Origin of the sequence: Maribacter sedimenticola, from assembly GCF_900188415.1 — a bacterium.
Taxonomy (GTDB): Bacteria; Bacteroidota; Bacteroidia; order Flavobacteriales; family Flavobacteriaceae; genus Maribacter; species Maribacter sedimenticola.
The window spans coordinates 30311-50494 of sequence record NZ_FZNV01000009.1 but is presented as its reverse complement, the minus strand read 5'-3'; the positions used below and the strand labels follow the sequence as shown (position 1 = coordinate 50494).

The 20184-nt window shown below is 37.8% G+C and carries 22 protein-coding genes; 5 read left to right on the top strand and 17 right to left on the bottom strand.

The annotated features are described in order from the left end of the window. Positions 1–44 precede the first annotated feature (44 nt). Together CHB68_RS16875 and CHB68_RS16870 are read left to right on the top strand one after the other, a co-directional pair. Positions 45–1205: a DUF3999 family protein gene (locus CHB68_RS16875; RefSeq protein WP_179213225.1), complete on the top strand. Its 1161-nt coding sequence runs from the start codon at positions 45–47 to the stop codon at positions 1203–1205. A 183-nt stretch (positions 1206–1388) separates the two neighbouring features. After that, the gene (locus tag CHB68_RS16870; protein ID WP_089262826.1) at positions 1389–1928 is read left to right on the top strand and encodes a hypothetical protein; all 540 of its coding nucleotides are present in this window, start codon (positions 1389–1391) and stop codon (positions 1926–1928) included. Between the two features lie 77 nt (positions 1929–2005). On the opposite strand, the gene rimO is transcribed toward CHB68_RS16870, so the two are convergent. Then, complete coding sequence (gene rimO / locus CHB68_RS16865) at positions 2006–3307, bottom strand: 30S ribosomal protein S12 methylthiotransferase RimO (RefSeq protein WP_089262824.1); 1302 nt, start codon at positions 3305–3307, stop codon at positions 2006–2008. 117 nt (positions 3308–3424) lie between these two features. Between rimO and CHB68_RS16860 the strand changes: the two genes are divergently transcribed. Together CHB68_RS16860 and CHB68_RS16855 are read left to right on the top strand one after the other, a co-directional pair. Next, entirely contained in the window at positions 3425–4555 is a 1131-nt protein-coding gene (locus tag CHB68_RS16860) for a serine hydrolase domain-containing protein (protein ID WP_089262936.1), read from the top strand. A gap of 81 nt (positions 4556–4636) precedes the next feature. Continuing rightward, positions 4637–5239, top strand: a complete 603-nt coding sequence (locus CHB68_RS16855; protein ID WP_089262822.1) for a nitroreductase family protein — start codon at positions 4637–4639, stop codon at positions 5237–5239. A gap of 24 nt (positions 5240–5263) precedes the next feature. On the opposite strand, the gene CHB68_RS16850 is transcribed toward CHB68_RS16855, so the two are convergent. The 14 genes from CHB68_RS16850 to recR all read right to left on the bottom strand — a co-directional run bounded on the left by CHB68_RS16850 (position 5264) and on the right by recR (position 16673). Continuing rightward, positions 5264–6109 carry a metallophosphoesterase gene (locus CHB68_RS16850; protein ID WP_089262820.1) on the bottom strand — a complete coding sequence of 282 codons (846 nt, stop codon included), beginning with the start codon at positions 6107–6109 and terminating at the stop codon, positions 5264–5266. Between the two features lie 16 nt (positions 6110–6125). Continuing rightward, on the bottom strand, positions 6126–7805 hold the full coding sequence (locus CHB68_RS16845; RefSeq protein ID WP_089262817.1) for an amidase family protein: 1680 nt from the start codon (positions 7803–7805) through the stop codon (positions 6126–6128). Between the two features lie 54 nt (positions 7806–7859). Beyond that, positions 7860–8690, bottom strand: a complete 831-nt coding sequence (locus CHB68_RS16840; RefSeq protein WP_245838977.1) for a DUF2911 domain-containing protein — start codon at positions 8688–8690, stop codon at positions 7860–7862. Positions 8691–8693: 3 nt separating this feature from the next. Further along, on the bottom strand, positions 8694–9650 hold the full coding sequence (ftsY, locus tag CHB68_RS16835) for a signal recognition particle-docking protein FtsY (RefSeq protein WP_089262815.1): 957 nt from the start codon (positions 9648–9650) through the stop codon (positions 8694–8696). 88 nt (positions 9651–9738) lie between these two features. After that, positions 9739–9891 (bottom strand): DUF4295 domain-containing protein, encoded by a 153-nt coding sequence (locus CHB68_RS16830; protein ID WP_089262813.1) that lies wholly within the window; start codon positions 9889–9891, stop codon positions 9739–9741. 36 nt (positions 9892–9927) lie between these two features. Next, the gene (gene rpmG, locus CHB68_RS16825; protein WP_058105695.1) at positions 9928–10110 is read right to left on the bottom strand and encodes a 50S ribosomal protein L33; all 183 of its coding nucleotides are present in this window, start codon (positions 10108–10110) and stop codon (positions 9928–9930) included. Positions 10111–10130: 20 nt separating this feature from the next. Further along, positions 10131–10370, bottom strand: a complete 240-nt coding sequence (rpmB, locus tag CHB68_RS16820; protein ID WP_079512565.1) for a 50S ribosomal protein L28 — start codon at positions 10368–10370, stop codon at positions 10131–10133. Between the two features lie 69 nt (positions 10371–10439). After that, positions 10440–11690, bottom strand: a complete 1251-nt coding sequence (locus CHB68_RS16815; protein WP_089262811.1) for a competence/damage-inducible protein A — start codon at positions 11688–11690, stop codon at positions 10440–10442. Continuing rightward, positions 11690–12028: an Hpt domain-containing protein gene (locus CHB68_RS16810; protein ID WP_089262809.1), complete on the bottom strand. Its 339-nt coding sequence runs from the start codon at positions 12026–12028 to the stop codon at positions 11690–11692. Before CHB68_RS16810 ends, CHB68_RS16815 begins: the two co-directional genes overlap by 1 nt. Then, the gene (locus tag CHB68_RS16805; protein ID WP_089262807.1) at positions 12028–12639 is read right to left on the bottom strand and encodes a fumarylacetoacetate hydrolase family protein; all 612 of its coding nucleotides are present in this window, start codon (positions 12637–12639) and stop codon (positions 12028–12030) included. The genes CHB68_RS16810 and CHB68_RS16805 overlap by 1 nt, the downstream gene beginning before the upstream one ends. Before the next feature lie 2 nt (positions 12640–12641). Then, positions 12642–13553, bottom strand: a complete 912-nt coding sequence (locus tag CHB68_RS16800; RefSeq protein ID WP_089262805.1) for a carboxypeptidase-like regulatory domain-containing protein — start codon at positions 13551–13553, stop codon at positions 12642–12644. Between the two features lie 2 nt (positions 13554–13555). Continuing rightward, positions 13556–14332: a 3'-5' exonuclease gene (locus CHB68_RS16795; RefSeq protein ID WP_089262803.1), complete on the bottom strand. Its 777-nt coding sequence runs from the start codon at positions 14330–14332 to the stop codon at positions 13556–13558. A 262-nt stretch (positions 14333–14594) separates the two neighbouring features. Further along, positions 14595–15962, bottom strand: coding sequence for a dihydrolipoamide acetyltransferase family protein (locus CHB68_RS16790; protein WP_089262801.1), 1368 nt, complete (start codon positions 15960–15962; stop codon positions 14595–14597). A 90-nt stretch (positions 15963–16052) separates the two neighbouring features. Continuing rightward, entirely contained in the window at positions 16053–16673 is a 621-nt protein-coding gene (recR, locus tag CHB68_RS16785; protein WP_089262799.1) for a recombination mediator RecR, read from the bottom strand. A gap of 196 nt (positions 16674–16869) precedes the next feature. Here recR and CHB68_RS16780 point away from each other — a divergent pair, with 196 nt between their 5' ends. Continuing rightward, a complete protein-coding gene (locus tag CHB68_RS16780; protein ID WP_089262797.1) occupies positions 16870–18360 on the top strand; it encodes a sodium:solute symporter in 1491 nt (496 codons plus the stop codon). A gap of 10 nt (positions 18361–18370) precedes the next feature. Here the strand turns inward: CHB68_RS16780 and CHB68_RS16775 are convergent, their stop codons facing one another. Beyond that, positions 18371–18730 (bottom strand): CoA-binding protein, encoded by a 360-nt coding sequence (locus tag CHB68_RS16775; RefSeq protein ID WP_089262795.1) that lies wholly within the window; start codon positions 18728–18730, stop codon positions 18371–18373. A 395-nt stretch (positions 18731–19125) separates the two neighbouring features. After that, positions 19126–20136, bottom strand: a complete 1011-nt coding sequence (locus CHB68_RS16770) for a 3-oxoacyl-ACP synthase III family protein (RefSeq protein WP_089262793.1) — start codon at positions 20134–20136, stop codon at positions 19126–19128. Positions 20137–20184: the final 48 nt, after the last annotated feature.

The window sequence follows — 20184 nt, the reverse complement described above, 5'->3', positions numbered from 1 at the left end:
ACGTTTTCCTTTTTTTTCTTATCTCTTCATTTTGCCTTGCGCAAATGAATACGTATTCCAAAAAAGTAGCACTGAACGGAGTATCTGATCAATGGCATAAAATTATCCTTCCAAATGAATGTTTTCAAATGGTAAAGCCTGACCTCTCAGATATACGCATTTATGGAATCACGCAGAACGACACTATTGAAGTTCCGTATTTTTTAAGTCTTTCCAAAGAAATTAGGTCTAATACAACCATACCCTTCAACCTTCTGAACAGTGTGCATGACCGGAAAGGATATTATTATACCTATGAACTGGACGAACTGGAAACCATTAATGAGATACAGCTGAATTTTGCCAATATAAATTTCAACTGGACGATCAGCTTAGAAGGCAGTCAAGACCAACAGGAATGGTTCAACATTTTAACAGATTACAGAATTCTATCCATAGTAAACGAACAAACCGATTATTCCTATACCAATCTAAAATTTAAAAATTCAAAATTTCCCTACTATAGAATAACTATAAACACCTCTGAAAAACCCATATTAAAATCTGCCACAATATTAAAACGAGCCATACAAGATCCGGAATACCACACCTACCCTGAAAACAAGTTAGAAATTCAAGAGGAAAATAAGAATACTATAATACATGTTGATTTAAAGAATAAATATGCCGTAAGCCTTTTAAAGCTGGCAATTGACAATTCTGTAGATTATTATAGACCACTTACCATTCAATACCTAGTGGATAGTACCAAGACGGATAAAGGTTTTCATTATAATTACAGGACATTGGCCAAGAGAACACTTTCTTCCATGGAGGCTAATATCATTAATATTCCCAGTACCCTTACCCAAAAATTTAGACTGATCATTGCAAACAATGACAACCAACCCCTTGAAATTAAAGAGGTCGTAACTAAAGGTTATATTCATACACTTACGGCCAGATTTACAAAACCAGCATCATATTACCTAGTTTACGGAAAATCACCAGACCGCTATCCCATTTATGATATAACGAACATAAAAAACAATATTTCCCAAAATATTTCAGTACTTACCTTAGGTAATGAACAGCAAATTGCAAAAAAGGGGCAAATTGTCTCAGGACCACTTTTTAAAAATAAAGTTTGGCTTTGGGCGATTATAACTATCATTATTATGGCCTTAGGATTCTTTACGGTGCAAATGATGCGCAAAAAAATATAGATTTACTATCCCATTAGATTAAATGTGCATCTTACAAGTGCATTATTTATCTATTATTGCTCAAAACTACTGATTGCCCCGTCCATGATGATGGTGCAGGTTATGGCATTTAGATTATGGTAAGCTTAAAATATCATATATTTATCGCACTATAAATAAATAACACATAACCATATTTTGAAAATGAAAAAATCTATCCTAAGAATTACGTTGGTTGCAGTCTTATGTATTACTTGTAACCAAGCTTTTTCACAAACTACGAATATTAGCGTCATTGATAGTGCCGCTACTATTGAACCTAAACTAAAATTTGGCTGTGGTTTTGGCCTTAATTTTTTAGGAGGAACCAATATTACCCTATCACCTAATTTACGCTACGCAATAAGCGATAAGTTTAATTTAGGTGCCGGTATTCAAGGTAGTTATACATCTATAAAGGATGTTCAAAAAACAACCACATTTGGCGCCAATATAATTACGGAATACATACCAACCCGAAAGTTCACCACTTTATTGGAATTTGCGCAATTAAAAGTGAACAACACTAGAGAAACCCCTACGGGTGAGGTAAAAGATGACTTTTGGGAATCTGCGCTATTTGTAGGTGCGGGGTTTAATATCAACAATAAAATTACCATAGGCGCTAAATACAACGTACTGTATGATGACGATGAGAGTGTTTACACCAGTCCTATCATACCTTTTGTCAATATTTCTTTTTAAAAAATTATCATTAAAAAACCCTAATGGCCGTTTTAGCTACCATTAGGGTTTTACATTATCCGTGAATTTTATGGTTATTATACCGGTTCTCCGTACAGGTCAAAATCTGCCGCTTCTGTAATTTTTACATTTACAAATTCCCCTTGTTTTACATAATGCTTGGCAGCATCTATCAGCACTTCATTGTCCACATCCGGTGAATCAAATTCTGTTCTACCGATAAAGTAATTACCTTCTTTACGATCAATGATGCAACGAAAGGTCTCCCCTACTTTTTTCTGGTTGAGCTCCCATGAAATTTGGGACTGTATTTCCATTATGCTATTGGCCCGGTCTTGCTTAACTTCTTCCGGCACATCATCTACTAACGTATATGCATGTGTATTTTCTTCATGACTATAGGTAAAGCAACCTAAGCGTTCAAAACGCATAGTCTTTACCCAATCCTTTAAAATCTCAAAATCTTCCTCGGTTTCTCCTGGGTAACCAACAATCAAGGTTGTTCTAATGGTCATTTCCGGTACTGCCGCCCTAAAGTCCTGTAACAGCCGTGTAGTCTTCTCTTGTGTTGTTCCACGGCGCATACTTTTAAGAATACGGTCAGAGATATGCTGCAAAGGTATATCCAAATAATTACACACTTTTGGTTCACGGTTCATGACCTCTAAAACGTCCATTGGAAAACCTGAAGGAAATGCGTAATGCAATCTTATCCATTCTATGCCCTCTACCTTGACCAAGGCTTCCAACAAGGTCGCCAAATTACGCTTCTTGTAAAGATCAAGGCCATAATATGTAAGGTCCTGAGCTATAAGAATCAATTCTTTTACCCCTTTGGCAGCTAATTTTTCCGCTTCTGTAACCAATTCCTCAATTGGTTTACTTTTATGCTTACCCCGCATTAACGGTATTGCACAAAATGAACAAGGCCTATCACAACCTTCGGCAATTTTTAAATAGGCATAGTTTTTAGGGGTGGTTGTCAACCGCTCGCCTATAAGTTCATGTTTATAATCGGCCCCTAATGCCTTCAATAGCCCTGGTAGCTCACTCGTACCAAAATACTCGTCCACATTGGGTATCTCTTTTTGCAGGTCCGGTTTATAACGTTCGCTCAAACAGCCGGTAACAAATACCTTGTCCACTACACCTTCTTCTTTCTTTTGAACATACTCTAAAATTGTATTAACACTCTCTTCTTTTGCATTGGCTATAAAACCACAAGTGTTGATTACAACTATATTTCCTTCCTCTTCATGAACCACTTGTTTATTATTGGCCTTCAATTGGCCCATAAGCACTTCAGAGTCGTAAACATTTTTTGAGCAACCTAAGGTTACCACATTGATTTTGTTCTTCTTAAGGGTTTTTGTCCTCATAATTTTAATTGGGGTGCAAAAATACGATATGGGTCTTTAAAAACGTTAGATATGGACAAATTTACCAGTAATCTTAACGGGTTACTTGATAATTAGTGTACTAACTTAAAAATGATCATGAAATTTCCCCACTTTTGCTACCTAGTTACTTTAGTATCAGTCCTTTTTTCCTGCTCAAAGGAATCCAATACAGAAACCGATAAAACCATTGACCCTCCTATTGTTATCGATTCAGTACCAACAAGTGCATATTTCCCTCCAATTAGTCGCACTAATGAATGGGAAACCGTATCGTTCAATGCATTAGGGTGGAACGAGGAGAATGTACCTTCATTACTAAACTTTTTGGAAGAAAATGATACCGATGCTTTCATAATCCTAAAGAATGGTCGTATTGTCTTGGAGGAATATTTTGGCGATTTTACTATGGACGATAACCATGCCTGGAACTCTGCTGGCAAAAATTTAACCGCAATGCTTACGGGCATAGCCCAAGAAGAAGAATACTTAAACATAACCGATGCTTCTTCCATTTATTTGGGAGAAGGATGGACTAGCCTTACCCCAGAGCAGGAACAAAATATCAGTATTAAAAACCAGCTGACCATGACCACTGGTCTGGACTATACCGTAGACAATAATTTTTGTACAGATCCAGAATGTCTACAATATCTCAATGAACCAAATTCCAATTGGTATTATCATAATGCTCCGTATACTTTACTGGACGATGTAATTGCAAATGCCGTTAATACTGATTTTAACACGTACTTTTCTGAAAAAATAAAAGAACCCATTGGTATGCAAGGCACCTTTATAAAGATCGGTTATAACAATGTATTTTTTAGTACCGCAAGAAGCATGGCCCGCTTTGGAATATTAAACTTGCAAGAAGGTAATTGGGACGGCACCACTATTTTGAACGATATGGACTATTTTAATGCAATGACCAATACCTCACAGGACCTTAATCTAGCGTATGGATATTTGTATTGGCTTAATGGCAAGGAAAGTTTTAAACTGCCCAATTCAGAAGATACGTTTACGGGGAATTTAATTCCTAACGCCCCAGCAGAACTTTACGCCGCATTGGGAAAAAATGACCAGAAATTATATATGGTACCCAGCATGGATTTGGTAGTCGTTAGAATGGGAGGTGCCAGTGATGAAGAACTTTTAGGACCTTCTAGTTTCGATAACGAAATATGGGGGTATATTATGGATATTATACAACAACCAACTCCTTAACCATCAGCTAGTATTTTACCGATATCATGAAATACCTTCTCTATTAGAAGACTACATTGCGTATTTTTGCAAAAAAAATTGATGGATTTTAAAACTTTGGCCGAAGAGCGCTACACTACCAAGATTTTTGATGCAAGTAAAAAAATACCTGAAACCCAGATAGAAGAATTAAAACATATTCTTAAGCTTAGCCCTTCATCGATAAATAGCCAACCTTGGTTATTTTCGTTTATATCCAATGAGGAAATCAAAAATTCATTAGCTGAAGCATCTTTCTTCAATGCCCCAAAAATTAAAAATGCAAGCCATCTAGTTGTTTTTAGCGTAATGGATAATCTTGAACGTTTTGAAAAACACGTTGAGGACAATCTTGCTGAAGGTTCAATAAATTATTACAAACAGTTTATCAAGGAACAACCAGCGGACACTACCATTACCTGGCTTACCCACCAAGTTTACCTTTCCCTTGGCTTCTTTTTGGCTGCCTGTGCCGCAATGAAAATAGATTCTACCCCAATGGAAGGTATAGAGCCTTTGAAATACAAAAAAGTTTTAAAATTAAAAGACCATAAAGTACTTTTTGCGGTTGCGATCGGTTATAGAGATAATTCAGATAAAAATCAGCCAAGTATTAATGGCAAATCAAGATTAGCGGTAGACAAAGTAGTGGAATCCATTAAATAATCGATAAGGACAATCGACATATACCTAATCTTCGCGCGCTAAAGTAAACAAGGTAATTTCTGGTCGTACATTAAAACGCACCTGCAACAAACAACCTAAGGCCCTATTGATATAGAGTGATCTACCATCTTCCAAATCTATGACTCCTGCCGTATAATTTCTATTCTCGACCGGTAGCATAGGTGGCGGCAGAAAAGGAGGCTTTACCTGTCCCCCATGTGTATGACCAGATAATATCCAACCTTTATAATTGTTCCATACAGGCAAATCGCAAACATCCGGATTATGACATAAAACAATAGTGGGCGCACCTTCTTGAAATTGTCTCATGGCCTTTTCGGGATAAAAATTTATACCCCACATATCATCTATACCTATTATATGCAATCCGCTCATTTGAACAGCTTCATTACGCAATACCGTAACACCGGCATTGATCAATTGTCCCGTAATCTCAGCGGCAACCCGCTCTTCCTCATAATTTATCCCATAATCATGATTTCCCAAAACTGCTACGGTACCCATACTGCCCGTGACCGCATGTGCCAACACTTCTTTTAACTTTATAAATTGGCTGTCGTCCTCATAGCTAACATAATCTCCGGTATACACAACAAAGTCTGGATTTAAGCTTTGGGCCTCCTTAAAGGAATCTATAATATATTGGTAATCAAAACTATTGCCAATATGAATATCACTGATTTGCATTAAGGTCTTACCGATCAAATGTTCGGGTAAATTTTTGACGGGCATCTTTACACGAACAAATTCCAACCAAAAGGGTTCTAACTGCCAACTGTACAATCCTGCCAATATCCCTAAGCCAGCACCCCAGTTAAAGGTTTTCTTTAAAAACTTTCGTCTCTCCATCCTATCCTTATAGGTTTTACTCCCCGTAACCCTTAGGCATTAAGCGTACTTTAAAATTATTTTCAAAAGCTTTTCCCATTCTAAGTAAATGTGCTTCAGAAAACTGTTTCCCAATAAACGTAAGGCTAATTGGCTCCCCTGTAGGTTTATATCCCATAGGTACCGTAAGTGCAGGATATTTTGCTACGGCAGCATAGCCGGCATGGTAATTATTAATGGACAATATTGCATCCAAATTATGGCTATCCATTGCGGTATCAAAAAACAAACGACCATTCTTTTCCAAATTGGCCTTTATTTCCCGTAATTTTTCCTTTGAGGTAGTATCGGCAATTATACCCTCAAAAAGTGATTGGCCGTATGGTACCCTTACGTTAGTATCCAAATTATTAAAATGGATAACATCTTCTACGGAACCTACCTTTACCTTTTTTGGTCTACTATGATTTTTTAAATATTTGGGCAAATCGTTCCTCATATCAATGTTAAGGATACTAAGGAAACCATCCATTTTGACATCCGGCGGGGTAAATTCCACAATTTGTGCGCCTGCTCGTTTTAAATTCTCTATAGTAGTTCTATACATACTATCAGTCTTTATAAGTTCTGCAAACGCACCAAGCCTCATTTCGCTTAAATTTTCAGGATGAAGTCCCGCTGATAATATACCCGGAAAATCTTTTTGTACCGATGCAGAATCTTGTGCATCATGGCCCAGCATTGCAGACAATAATATTGCATTGTCCACAACATTTTTTGTCATGGGTCCAGGTGTATCCAACGTACTTGAAATAGGTACAATACCAGTGCGACTAAGCAAACCAATGGTTGGCTTTAAACCTACAATAGAGTTTTGACTACTAGGAGAAAGTATTGACCCTGATGTCTCCGTACCTACTGCCGCAACTGCATAATTTGCCGCAATTGATGTTCCACTCCCAGAACTTGAACCTCCGGTTTCAAAAATTCTTCTGCCATAGGGGTTTAAGGTTTGACCACCATAGGCACTATAGCCAACCGGACAACCTGAGCACAAAAAATATGCCCATTCACTCAAATTGACCTTTCCCAAAATCAAAGCCCCGTTCTTTTTTAAATTGGAAACGATAAATGCATCGCCTACCTCGTTATCCATCAAGGCTATGGAACCTGCCGTTGTTTTCATACCGGCAGTATTAATATTATCCTTTAACAATATTGGCATACCATATATTGGATGCTTAATTTTGGGCGACCTGCCCATTTTCCTATCTTCATCCAATTCCCGTGCCTGATCTACTATTTGAGCATTTAAAGATATTACCGTGTTTAATGTGGTTGTATTGTTCAATTCATATTTATAAATACGGTGCAAAAAGAACAAGACCAATTCTTCATAAGTAAGTGCTTCTTTTTCTATATGGTCTCTTATCGTAAATATGTTCTGTTCCAAAATCATTGGAGCCAAAGCATGGTATCTTTCTTCACTTAGTTTGGTCACTTCACTATATAAAGGCACGAACACTTCATTCTTATCCAAAATTTTAGATTGTATCAGCTTATACTGCATACGCTCAATTTCGTGATCGGCATTTGCCGCAACCTCAACAGAATCATTATATGGCGACCATAACACAATTTCTTCTTTCATAGAATTTTGCTTCTCCTTACATGCGCTTAACAAAACGATCGTTATTATCCCTAAAATTTTTTTCATAATATTAAATCGTTGATTATTTTTTAGACTCCCAATCCTTAATATTGGCCTTGTTTAACCGTACAAACTCATCTTATTTAATTGTTGCGCCAATTCCATAGATGCCTCTGCATAGGATATTGCCTCTTGGTACTGTTCCATATCCGCCAAAATCAATGATTTCACACGGTAATAAAAATAGGTGCCACCACCTAACGTAATTGCATTGTCCACATATTCCAAGGCCAACTCAGTTTCCAAACCTTGCTCTTGGTAATACCTGGCAATTTCATAATAGGTTTGTGCATTGGGCAATTCCTTTAAGGCCAAATCTATCTGGTCCTGCATATGCCTTTTGGTATCAACAGCTATAGGTATAACTAGTTTTGTATTCCCCCAATGCCAGGTCATCTGTAAACCATTGTGATCAATAGCATCAAATGCTATTTGGAAACTCTCTTGAAAGTCCATAGTTTTTTCAGGTACTATGGGCAACCTTAACGCATCTTCTTTTTCATTATATGCATTTCTACCATCTCCCCAATGGTTTATATTCTTATGAAAGACAATTTGCCATTTATCTGTTTCGGGAAAAGCATATAGGGCATATGTACCTTTTTCAAGTTTGGTATTATTGATGTACACTGCTTTATTGAACTTTATTTTTGTAGAGGCATTTGCTCCAACCCGCCAAATACGACCAAATGGTACCAAGCCAGACTCGCCATTGGGTGCAATCCCAAATAAATGTCGACCGCGTGCCGCTGGTCTTGAATATTCAACTTTAATTTCGGTAAAGCCCACTTCTTGAACTAGTGTAGAAAAAGGGCTTATTTTAGGATGGTTTATTTGTGCCTTACAAAGGCTAACCGTAGTGAGCAACAATACAAACCAGGTGAATTTCAATGGCTATAGTTTAAAGAAAGAATCTACAAATTCATATTTATTAAATACCTGTAAATCCTCAATACCTTCTCCAACCCCAATAAATTTTACAGGAATCTTGAACTGATCGGATATACCTATGACCACGCCACCTTTGGCTGTACCATCCAATTTTGTAATGGCCAAAGCGGTAACTTCGGTAGCTTTTGTAAATTGTTTGGCTTGTTCAAAGGCATTTTGACCGGTTGAACCATCTAACACCAAAAGCACCTCATGTGGAGTATTTTCCACAACCTTTTGCATTACACGTTTTACCTTGGTCAACTCGTTCATTAAATTGACTTTGTTGTGCAAACGGCCAGCGGTGTCTATAATGACCACATCCGCATTTTGGGTTACGGCGGAACTTAAGGTATCAAAAGCAACGGAAGCGGGGTCACTGCCCATTTGCTGCTTGACTATGGGTACATCTACACGATCCGCCCATACCTGCAACTGGTCTATGGCAGCTGCCCTGAACGTATCAGCAGCACCTAAGACCACCTTTAATCCTTGTTTTTTATATTGATAAGCCAATTTACCAATTGTAGTGGTCTTACCTACACCATTGACACCAACAACCATAATTACATATGGTTTCTTTCCTTCAGGAACACTTAGACCTACATTTTCATTCTGATCGGTCTCCGATAATAGTCCGGCAATTTCCTCACGTAGAATACCATTAAGTTCTTCAGTACCCACATATTTATCACGGGCAACCCTTGCTTCTATTCTTGTAATTATTTTTAAGGTGGTATCTACCCCCACATCCGAGGTCACCAGCACTTCTTCAAGATTATCCAGAACATCATCATCTACTTTGGACTTTCCGGCAACCGCTTTCCCCAATTTAGAGAAAAAATTGGTCTTGGTTTTCTCCAAACCTTTATCCAAGGTCTCTTTCTTCTGTGTAGAAAATATCTTTTTAAATAAGCTCATCGTTTCAACTATAGTTATTCAAATATAAAAATTAAAAAGCCCCTTTCGTAGGAAAGAGGCTTACAATAACTACAAAAAGTTATTAATCTTATTTCTTGGCAATCCAAGCATCCACCAATTCTGGTGCCATTACTTGCTCAACAAAAACATAAGCACCGGATTTTGGTGACTTAACCATTTTTATTGCTTTTGTCAATCTTTTAGAACTTGTCTGTAAACTTGCTACGGTTTTCTTAGCCATGACTTATATTTTTATGGTCTTCGTAAAAACGAAAATCTATTTAATTTCTTTATGAACGGTCATTCTCTTAAGAATAGGATTGAATTTTTTAATTTCCAATCTCTCAGGAGTGTTCTTCTTATTTTTTGTGGTAATATATCTAGAAGTTCCAGGTTGTCCAGATTCCTTGTGCTCAGTGCACTCTAATATTACTTGTATTCTATTGCCTTTCTTTGCCATCGTACGCTATATTTTCCAGATTATTTTATAACTAATCCTTTTGCTTTTGCCTCTTTTAACACAGCAGAAATGCCTTTTTTATTGATACTTTTTAAAGCTCTTGTTGAAACTTTAAGCGTAATCCAACGGTCTTCCTCAGGAATGTAAAAACGCTTCTTTGAAAGATTTACATCAAATCTTCTTCTGGTCTTATTGATTGAAAACGATACGTTGTTCCCAAACATCGCCTTCTTCCCCGTAATTTCACATACTTTTGACATCGTGCTGACTTTTTCTTTTAAACAGGGTGCAAATTTATATCATTTTTATCGTACAGACAACATAATACTTCACATTTTTAAAATTTCTTTTTGAAGCAGCTCAAATGCCTTATTTACAGACTTTTCCACAATACGTTCGCGGTTGCTCCCCATCTTAAATTCTTGTACCAATTGTATTTTTTCTCCTTCTATGGCGATAAACACGGTTCCTACCTCCGCATCGGAGTCTCCTTTTGAAGGTCCGGCATTCCCGGTTGTAGCAATTGCAAAGTCGGTTTTCATCAACTTTCTTACCCCCTTTGCCATAGCACCGGCTACTTGCGCACTTACCACAGAATGGGCATCTACTAGCTCTTGCGGCACACCCAATACATTTACCTTGGTTTCCGTAGCATAACTTACCACACTACCCTTAAAGTACTTGGATGCCCCCGGTATGGACGTTAAGGTACTGGCAATTTTTCCCCCGGTAAAACTTTCCGCAGTTGAAAGGGTCAATCCCTTCTTGGTCAACAATCTTGCTATAAGTTCCTCCAGTGATTCATCATCCTCAAGACCCAACATGATATCATGGATCATAGGATACAACTTTTCGCATTCCGCATCTACGCTCTCCATGAGCGGGGAATACTCAGGGCCCTTTGCCGATATCCTTAAGCGCACCTTGCCCAAATTAGGCAAATAGGCCAATTTTATATGTGATGGAAGCGCGTCTTCCCAAGCTTCTATCCTATTGGCAATTGCACTTTCCCCCAGACCATATGTTGTTATAGTCCTATGGATGATATACGGTCTTTTATATAATGCCGAAAGTTTGGGTATTACCCGCTCCTTCATTAAATGCTTCATTTCAAAAGGCACACCGGGCATGGAAACAAAGGTAACCCCGTTTTGATGCATCCACATGCCTGGCGCAGTGCCATTGTCATTATGTAGCACTTCTGCCTTACTTGGCACCAAAGCCTGTTTACGGTTGATATCCGATATAGGTGTGGAATTGATATACTTGGCAAAAAGTTCTTCTACATGGGCCAATACGGCAGGATCCTCTACCAAGTGATCATTAAAATATTCACAGAAGGTATGCTTGGTTACATCATCCTTTGTAGGTCCCAGCCCTCCGGTAACCAAAACAACGTCTACCCGTTTGGCGGCATCAGCAAAGGCATTTAAAATATGGGTACGGTCATCTTGAACCGAGGTTATTTGAAATACCGATATCCCAATTTTGTTTAACTCTTGGGCGATAAAAGTTGAATTCGTATCAATAATTTGGCCAATGAGAATCTCATCGCCAATGGTAATTATTTCTGCAAGCATTATAAGTCAAAATCTTTTTTAAGCTCGGCAATTACCTGTGTTATATCGGTCTTAAGTAGGGGAAATCTTTTTTCTATCTCTTCCATATTGCCCACTTCCTTGCCCAAGGTCTCCATCTCCAAAGCAATTGCACGGGTCTGTTCCATTCCCAATAAATCTACATTGGGCTTTATTTTATGTGCCAATTGGTATACCTGACCATGATCCTTAGCCACTAACGCTTTCTCCAGCAAATCCATATCTTCTGGCACTTCCTCTAAAAAAACGGAGATTACAGAATTTATAAAATCCTGATCTCCCTCTGCCATCTCATTTATCTTATCCAGGCTATAAATCATTATTTAATTTTTACGGTAAAAAGTTCCTTGTTCTCCAAGCTCCCCGAAAGATAGTCATTTGTACTTATTTTGCCAACACCCGCAGGCGTACCCGTAAAAATAATATCTCCTTTTTTGAGCATAAAAAAAGTAGATACATAAGCTATCAGTTCATCTATCTTCCAAAGCATTAACTTTGTGTTTCCTTCCTGTACCACTTGATCATTTTTTAACAGCTTAAAATTTAAGTCGTTAAGGTCTTTAAATTGATTTTTATTCAACCACTCACCTATAACCGCTGCACCATCAAACCCTTTGGCCTTTTCCCACGGCAGTCCTTTTTCTTTCAATTTTGCCTGTAGATCCCTAGCGGTAAAATCTATTCCTAAACCAATTTCATCATAGTACATGGGTGCAAATTCCTTGTCTATATGCTTACCTACTTTCTTTATTTTTACCAGAACCTCAACTTCATAATGAATATCATTGGAAAATTCCGGTATGTAAAAATCCTGTTGCTTAGGCAATACAGAAGAGTCTGGCTTTATAAACACAACAGGCTCCGTTGGTCTTTCATTATTAAGCTCTTGAATATGGGCAGCATAATTTCTACCTATACAAATTATCTTCATCCTTATTTCTTTTTGGACATTTTTAAACTGATGGCCGGAATTAAGTTTTCATTGTTCCCCGGCGCCTTAATCATAAAATCCGACCATTCTCCCATACCATATACCATGGTTTTGAAATTTTGATTTTTTTGATAAACAGCGGCAAATGTTGGAGCAAAACGATCTTCTACTATTTTTTCCTTGGATAACGGATGTTCATAGGAGTTCATATACCAATTAAAAGGCAAGAACAACCATTCCAATCCTACATAAATTCCTTCATCAGGAATCCTAATGCCCAAACCGGAAAGATCAATGGATACAAAATCTTCCTCAACGGAGGTTTCCAAAATAATACTCTTACGAATTAGGTCATGATCCGGCTTTCTTGTTTCCTTGTTCACATCATAGACCCTAAGCCTAAATTTGGACGAACTTCTTTTAAAACGGCTGTTCTGTTGCATGAACACCGTAATTTTTTCAAGATATTTTTTAGAAGCGCCAATGTTAGGAAAATACAATGCCAGCACCCAAGGGGTTTCTGCCGAGGAAAACCCACTTTTTATACTATAGGAGCTAATAGGATTCAATACTTGGGAGTCCCCCAAATCCTTGGATACCACCACTTCCTCCAGTTCAAAGGTATCTTCCTTAAGCCTTATCTTCTTCTGTTCCTTTAAACGTTTAACCGAAAGGATGGTATCCTTATAGCCCAACGCGGAGATATGTACCTCACGTTCCAAAAATGATTGGGGCACATCTACATAAAAATACCCATCATCATTGCTTGACGTACCCTTTAAAGTCTTTAGGAAACTTATATTGGCGTAGGGTATTGCCTGCTCATTCTTATCATCAAGAATGTACCCATCAATTAATATCTCCTGTGCCTGACAGAGCTCAACAACTAACAAGAACAATACTAAAATCCTCATTGTTAGCCTAGTTTATTATTGAGTTTGCTCAACTTAATCTGTGTCAGTATTTTTTTAGTATACAAAGGAAAATCCGCATTGAGCATCCAACCAAAATAACCAGGTTCGTTTTCAAGTACATCATGTACTTTTTTGCCCTTATGCTTACCAAAAGCAAAAATTTCTTCCCCTTCCTCATCCATGGCAATAAAACCAGCAAAATCCACTGATTGTTTTCTTCGTGAAAATTCAGAAAGTTTCTTTACGTTGTTCTCCAAATCCGGATACCTATCCAGTTGTGACAACAATACCTCATAAGTTGCATTAGTATCTGCCTCCGCACTGTGGGCATTGGATAAATCCTTTCCACAATAGAATTTGTACGCTGCCTCCAATGTACGTTTTTCCATTTTATGAAAAATAGTCTGTACATCAATAGACACCGTATTTTTCATGTCAAAATCAATACCGGCACGCAACATTTCCTCTGCCAATAACGGAATATCAAACCGGTCAGAATTAAATCCACCCAGATCAGCATCCTTTATCATTCTATAGATTTCTTTGGATAATTGTTTAAAAGTAGGCTCATTGGCCACTTTTTCATTGGTAATGCCATGCACATCTACCACTTCTTGCGGAATGACCATTTCTGGGTTTACCAGCCAGGTCTTACTTTCCTTATTGCCGTTTGGATATACCTTTAGGATAGAAATTTCAACAATACGATCTTTTGCCACATTTACCCCTGTGGTTTCCAAATCAAAAAAACAGATAGGCCTGGTCAGCTTTAACTCCATATTAAATACACTTTTTACAAAGATACCTTTCGTTATGCAAATGCTCTAATACAGGCCAATTAAAATTTAACATAGCCATATACCGTTTTATAAAAGATAATGAACATACATATTGAGCAAACGATTAAAACCATCCTATAAAAGGCCAGAACTCCTAAAGTCCACTTTTTTTTAGCAACTATACGGATAACCTGTAGCCAATAAACACAAAAGTGGCATTTGTTAAAACAAATGCCACTTATATACTAGTTATTATGTTAGTTTAAATTTCACGATTTACATCCCAGGCCTCTAAATAATCCGCTACGGCCTTTGCAAACATACTACCCAATGCGCCATTGACCACTCTATGATCATAGCTATGGGAGAGATACATTTTACTACGTATTCCTATAAAATCTCCTTCTGCCGTTTCAATAACAGATGGAATTTTTCGTATTGCCCCCAAAGCAAGAATACCCACTTGTGGCTGATTTATAATTGGCGTACCAAAGACACTACCAAATGTACCAACATTGGTTACGGTATATGTTCCGCCCTGAACTTCATCAGGCTTTAAGGCATTGTTTCTTGAGCGCTCCGCCAAATCATTGACTACTTTAGCCATACCTACCAGATTCAACTGATCTGCATTCTTTATGACGGGCACAATTAGATTACCGTCTGGCAATGCGGCGGCCATACCTATATTAATATTCTTCTTTTTAATTACGGTATCCCCATCTACAGAAATATTCATCATGGGATATTTTTTTAACGCTTTGGCCACTGCTTCAAGAAAAATTGGGGTAAACGTTAATTTTTCTCCTTCCCTTTTCAGGAATGCATCTTTCATCTTTAAACGCCAATTCACGATATTGGTAACATCCACCTCTATAAAACTTTGCACATGGGCCGATGTAGATATGCTTTCCGCCATATGTTTGGCAATCAATTTTCCCATTCTGGACATAGGAATAACCTCATCGCTGCCCGCAACTGATGTTTTGGATGTATCGGAAACAGTAGTTTTAGATGTATCATTACCAGTTATTGAACCGTTCTGGGTAATATTTTCCTGCACAGGTTCTTTTTTAATGACCTGTACATGTTGCTCAGCTTTTGCCTTACCATTCTTGACATAAGCTAAAATATCATCTTTGGTAACCCTGCCATCTTTTCCTGTGCCGTCAATAGCTTCTAACTCCTCAAACGAAACACCCTCTTCCTTAGCAATATTTTTCACCAATGGTGAATAAAAACGTTCCGTATCCCGTATGACCAACTCTGGTGATACTGCCGCCTTGGCCTTTTCAACGGTTTCGGCTGCCGCGGTCACCATTTCTTCCTCTAATGGCTCTACATGTTGCGGTTCTACCTGTCCCACTTCTTCAGGTGCATCCTCTACACCCTCAACTTCTATAATAGCTACGGTCTGCCCCACTTTAATTACATCATCTACTTTAAAACACTTCTCCACCAACACACCATCAACCTCACTGGGCACCTCGCTATCAACCTTATCCGTAGCAATTTCAAAAATAGCCTCATCCATTTCTATAGTATCCCCTACCTCTTTCAACCATGCCGTCAACGTTGCCTCTGCAACACTTTCCCCCATTCGTGGTAGTTTCAATTCAAATTTTGACATATCGATAATTTATAGCTTGTATTAGATATATTTTTTGCAAAAATAACAAAAATAACGCCTTATTGATGACATTACTATTGTTTTAAAGTTCTAATCTTGTCTTAAGGAACCTTCAAAAGGAACGCGATTAAGTATACTTCTACCCAGGGTCACCTCATCTGCATACTCTAATTCATCACCCACTGCTATACCTCTAGCTATTGTGGATGTCTTAACGTTAATACCTTCCAATTGCCTAAATATGTAGAAATTAGTAGTATCGCCCTCCATCGTAGAACTCAACGCAAAAATCAACTCCTTTATTACCCCCTCCTTTACCTTCTCCACCAAAGATCCAATTTTTAGGTTCTGGGGGCCCACGCCTTCCATTGGAGATATCTTACCGCCCAAAACATGGTATTTTCCCCTGAACTGGCCCGTATTTTCTATTGCCATTACATCCCTTATATCCTCTACAACACAAACCAGTGAATCATCCCTTTTGGGATTTGCACAGATTTCACACAAAACCGTATCCGCAATATTGTGGCAATTTTCGCAAAATTGAATCTTGCCCCTAAGGTCCACCAAAGACGTAGCAAGATCATCCGTACGTCTTTCTGGTTGCTTTAACAAATGTAATACCAATCGTAAAGCTGTACGCTTGCCAATACCTGGCAATTGCGATACTTCATACACAGCATTCTCTAATAATTTCGATGAAAAATCCATAGGCTAATATGGGCATAAATTTACGACTAAAGTTGAAAAATATGCTGCCCCGTTAACACAAAATTCTAATACTATCCATAGCAACGGTTTTACCATAGAACACGCATAGTTCAAAGGCCTATAAAATTGCACCTTAAGTTTCAACTATTTCACCACGTCATATAACTTTTTGTAATTTGGCGTCAAATTAAAATTCATGAGTGCCTCCCACATATTATTATTGATTTCAGGTTATTTTGTTCTGCTACTGGTTATATCTTACTTTACCGGAAAGAACGACTCCAATGAGGATTTTTTCAAGGCGGGAAAACAATCGCCCTGGTACCTGGTAGCATTTGGTATGGTAGGCGCTTCTTTGTCCGGTGTTACCTTTATATCCGTACCAGGCTGGGTAGATGCTTCTCAATTTAGCTATATGCAGGTTGTTCTAGGTTATTTCCTTGGCTATCTGGTAACCGCTTTTATCCTATTGCCTATTTATTATAAACAGAACGTAACCTCCATTTACCAATATTTAGACGATCGCTTTGGCTTTGTAAGCTACAAGGTAGGTGCCGTTTCATTCTTTATATCACGGGTTTTGGGAGCGGCCTTTAGATTATTTTTAGTAGCGATAGTGTTACAGCAATTTGTATTCGATGCATGGAACGTTCCGTTTGAAATTACGGTAACCCTTTCCATCTTATTAATTTGGGTTTATACCTTTAGGGGCGGAATTAAAACCATCGTTTGGACAGATACCTTACAAACCCTGTTCATGCTGGTATCCGTAATACTTTCAATTTACTTTATTCTGGAAAAGCTAGATTGGACATTTGTTGAGTTCCTGGGCTCTACGGAATTGGAACATTATAGCAAAACATTTTTTACCGATGATTTCTTTTCCAAGAATCATTTATTAAAATCTTTTTTAGGCGGTATGTTCATTACCATTTGTATGACAGGACTAGATCAAGATATGATGCAAAAAAATCTTACCTGTAGAAATTTGGGCGAAGCTCAAAAAAACATGGTCAGTTTTAGCGTTGTTCTTGTCATAGTAACCTTTATTTTTATGTTACTTGGTGCATTATTGTTCATTTATGCCGACGTACACCAAATAGCACTTCCGTTAATGGATGGCTCACCAAAATCAGATTTATTGTTTCCAGAAATAGCCCTTAACAGCGGCTTGGGACTTACCGTAGCCGTAACCTTTATGTTGGGACTTATTGCTGCGGCCTATAGCAGTGCGGATAGTGCACTCACCTCATTGACCACCTCTTTTTGTGTAGATTTTCTTAATACCGAAAAAAAATCGCAACAGGTAGCTAAAAAAATTCGCCGTAAAACCCATATTGGCATGAGTCTACTTTTAATACTGGTCGTAATTTCCTTTAAATATATCTTAGACAGAAATGTTATAGACGGTCTGCTTACGGTTGCTTCTTACACCTATGGCCCGCTATTGGGCTTGTTTTCGTTTGGTATTTTTACTAAATATAAAGTATACGATAAATACGTTTGGGTAGTAGCTTTAGTCTGTGTTGTGAGCATCCTTACCTTGGCCAAGATCCCGAGCGAGTTTTTAGGAGGTTATGAATTTGGATATGAACTTCTTCCCTTAAATGGTCTCCTAACTTTTATTGGTTTATGGATCATTCGTAAAAAACCGGTTACAGAAGCAAATATTAAAGATATCGCCTAAGAAAAATATATTAATATTGCCCGGTACCCAATAACACTAAGGTGCACGCAATATCCACCTCTATACCATTCTTTTTCAATAGGTTATAAAATACAGGATTTTCCGTTCCAGGGTTAAAAATAACCCTTTTGGGATTCAAGGAAATTATACTTTGGTAATATTCTTCTTGTCTTTTAGGATTTAGATAGAGCGTAATTGTATGAATATCATTAATTTTGTCCAAATTAGTATAGATTTCGACTCCAGAAACATTTCCTGCTCTTAATCCAAAAGCACATGTTTCTACCCCAGCAGCTACTAGTCTATTGATTGCAATGTTACTGTAACGGTTTGGTTTTAAGGATGCTCCAAAAACTAGGGTCTTTTTCATATTAATTTAAAGATGTTAAAGTTTGCTTGAATTGTAACTATTTGTGCAATATTTCGTCTATTAGTAAAGTTAGATATTATCTAACTCCATTTAAAATATTGTTGGTAACGCTATATGTTTATAGTTAATGGTTAGTGTTTAGTATAGCCTATCAGCATTTGAAGCCCGGCTTCCAAATTATTTTGGTTGTCGGGTTTCTTTTTGCATCCTTACCTAATTCCGGTAAATTTTTAAATATTTTAAAATGTAATATTCGCCCATATAAGTAACAAACCACATTTTATAGCGTCTATTATAATGTATAGGGGTTATTCAATAAAGAAGATTGGTTGGTTTTTTTCGTATTGGATACCACTATATAATAGCACCCGTAGAAATTCTACGGGTGCTTTATTTTACCATTTTATGATAACACTGCCCCATGTGAAACCGCTTCCAAAAGCGGCCAAAACGACCAAATCGCCAGGTTTTACCTTACCGGCCTCCCACGCCTCTGTTAACGCAATAGGTATAGAAGCTGCAGTGGTATTGCCATAATTCATAATGTTATTGAACACTTGATCATCGCTTAATTGAAATTTCTTTTGAATGAATTGAGATATTCTCAAATTGGCCTGATGTGGCACTAAAAGATCAATATCCGTAGATTGTAAATTATTTTTTTGCAACCCTTCAATAATTACTTCGCTAAAACGGACCACGGCATTTTTAAATACGAATTGACCGTTCATATAAGGATAGTAAGATTCATCTTTTTCATCATTGTCCTCTATAATATCCGTCACCCATCTTTTACCCATTCCAGGGGCTATTAAAGATAGCTCCTCAGCATGTTGCCCTTCTGAATGCAGATGTGTAGATAAAATTCCTTTGGTATTGTCCTCTTCCCTACTTAATACAGCGGCACCGGCACCATCGCCAAAAATTACGGATACCGCCCTACCCCTTGTAGTCATATCCAACCCGTGGGAATGAAGCTCAGAACCAATTACCAAAATATTTTTATACATACCCGTCTTTATATACTGGTCCGCTACAGAAATTGCATATACGAATCCAGAACATTGATTGCGGACATCCAAGGCACCAACGGTTTTAATCCCTAAATCTCGTTGTACCAGAACACCGGGACCGGGAAAGTAATAATCCGGACTTAAGGTGGCAAATACTATAAAATCTATATCATCCTTATCTATACCCGCTCTTTCAATTGCAATCTTAGCAGCCTTAACACCCATGCTCGTAGTGGTATCCCCATCACCCTTGACCACATGTCTTCGTTCCTTGATTCCTGTGCGCTCCTGTATCCAAGCATCATTTGTATCCATGACTTTGGACAAGTCATCGTTAGTCACTACGTTTTCGGGCACATAATGACCAAGGCCAATTATTTTTGAGTTGTACATAGTAATATTTTTAGCCTGATAGTTCAGGTATCATTAGTGTTGCAATAT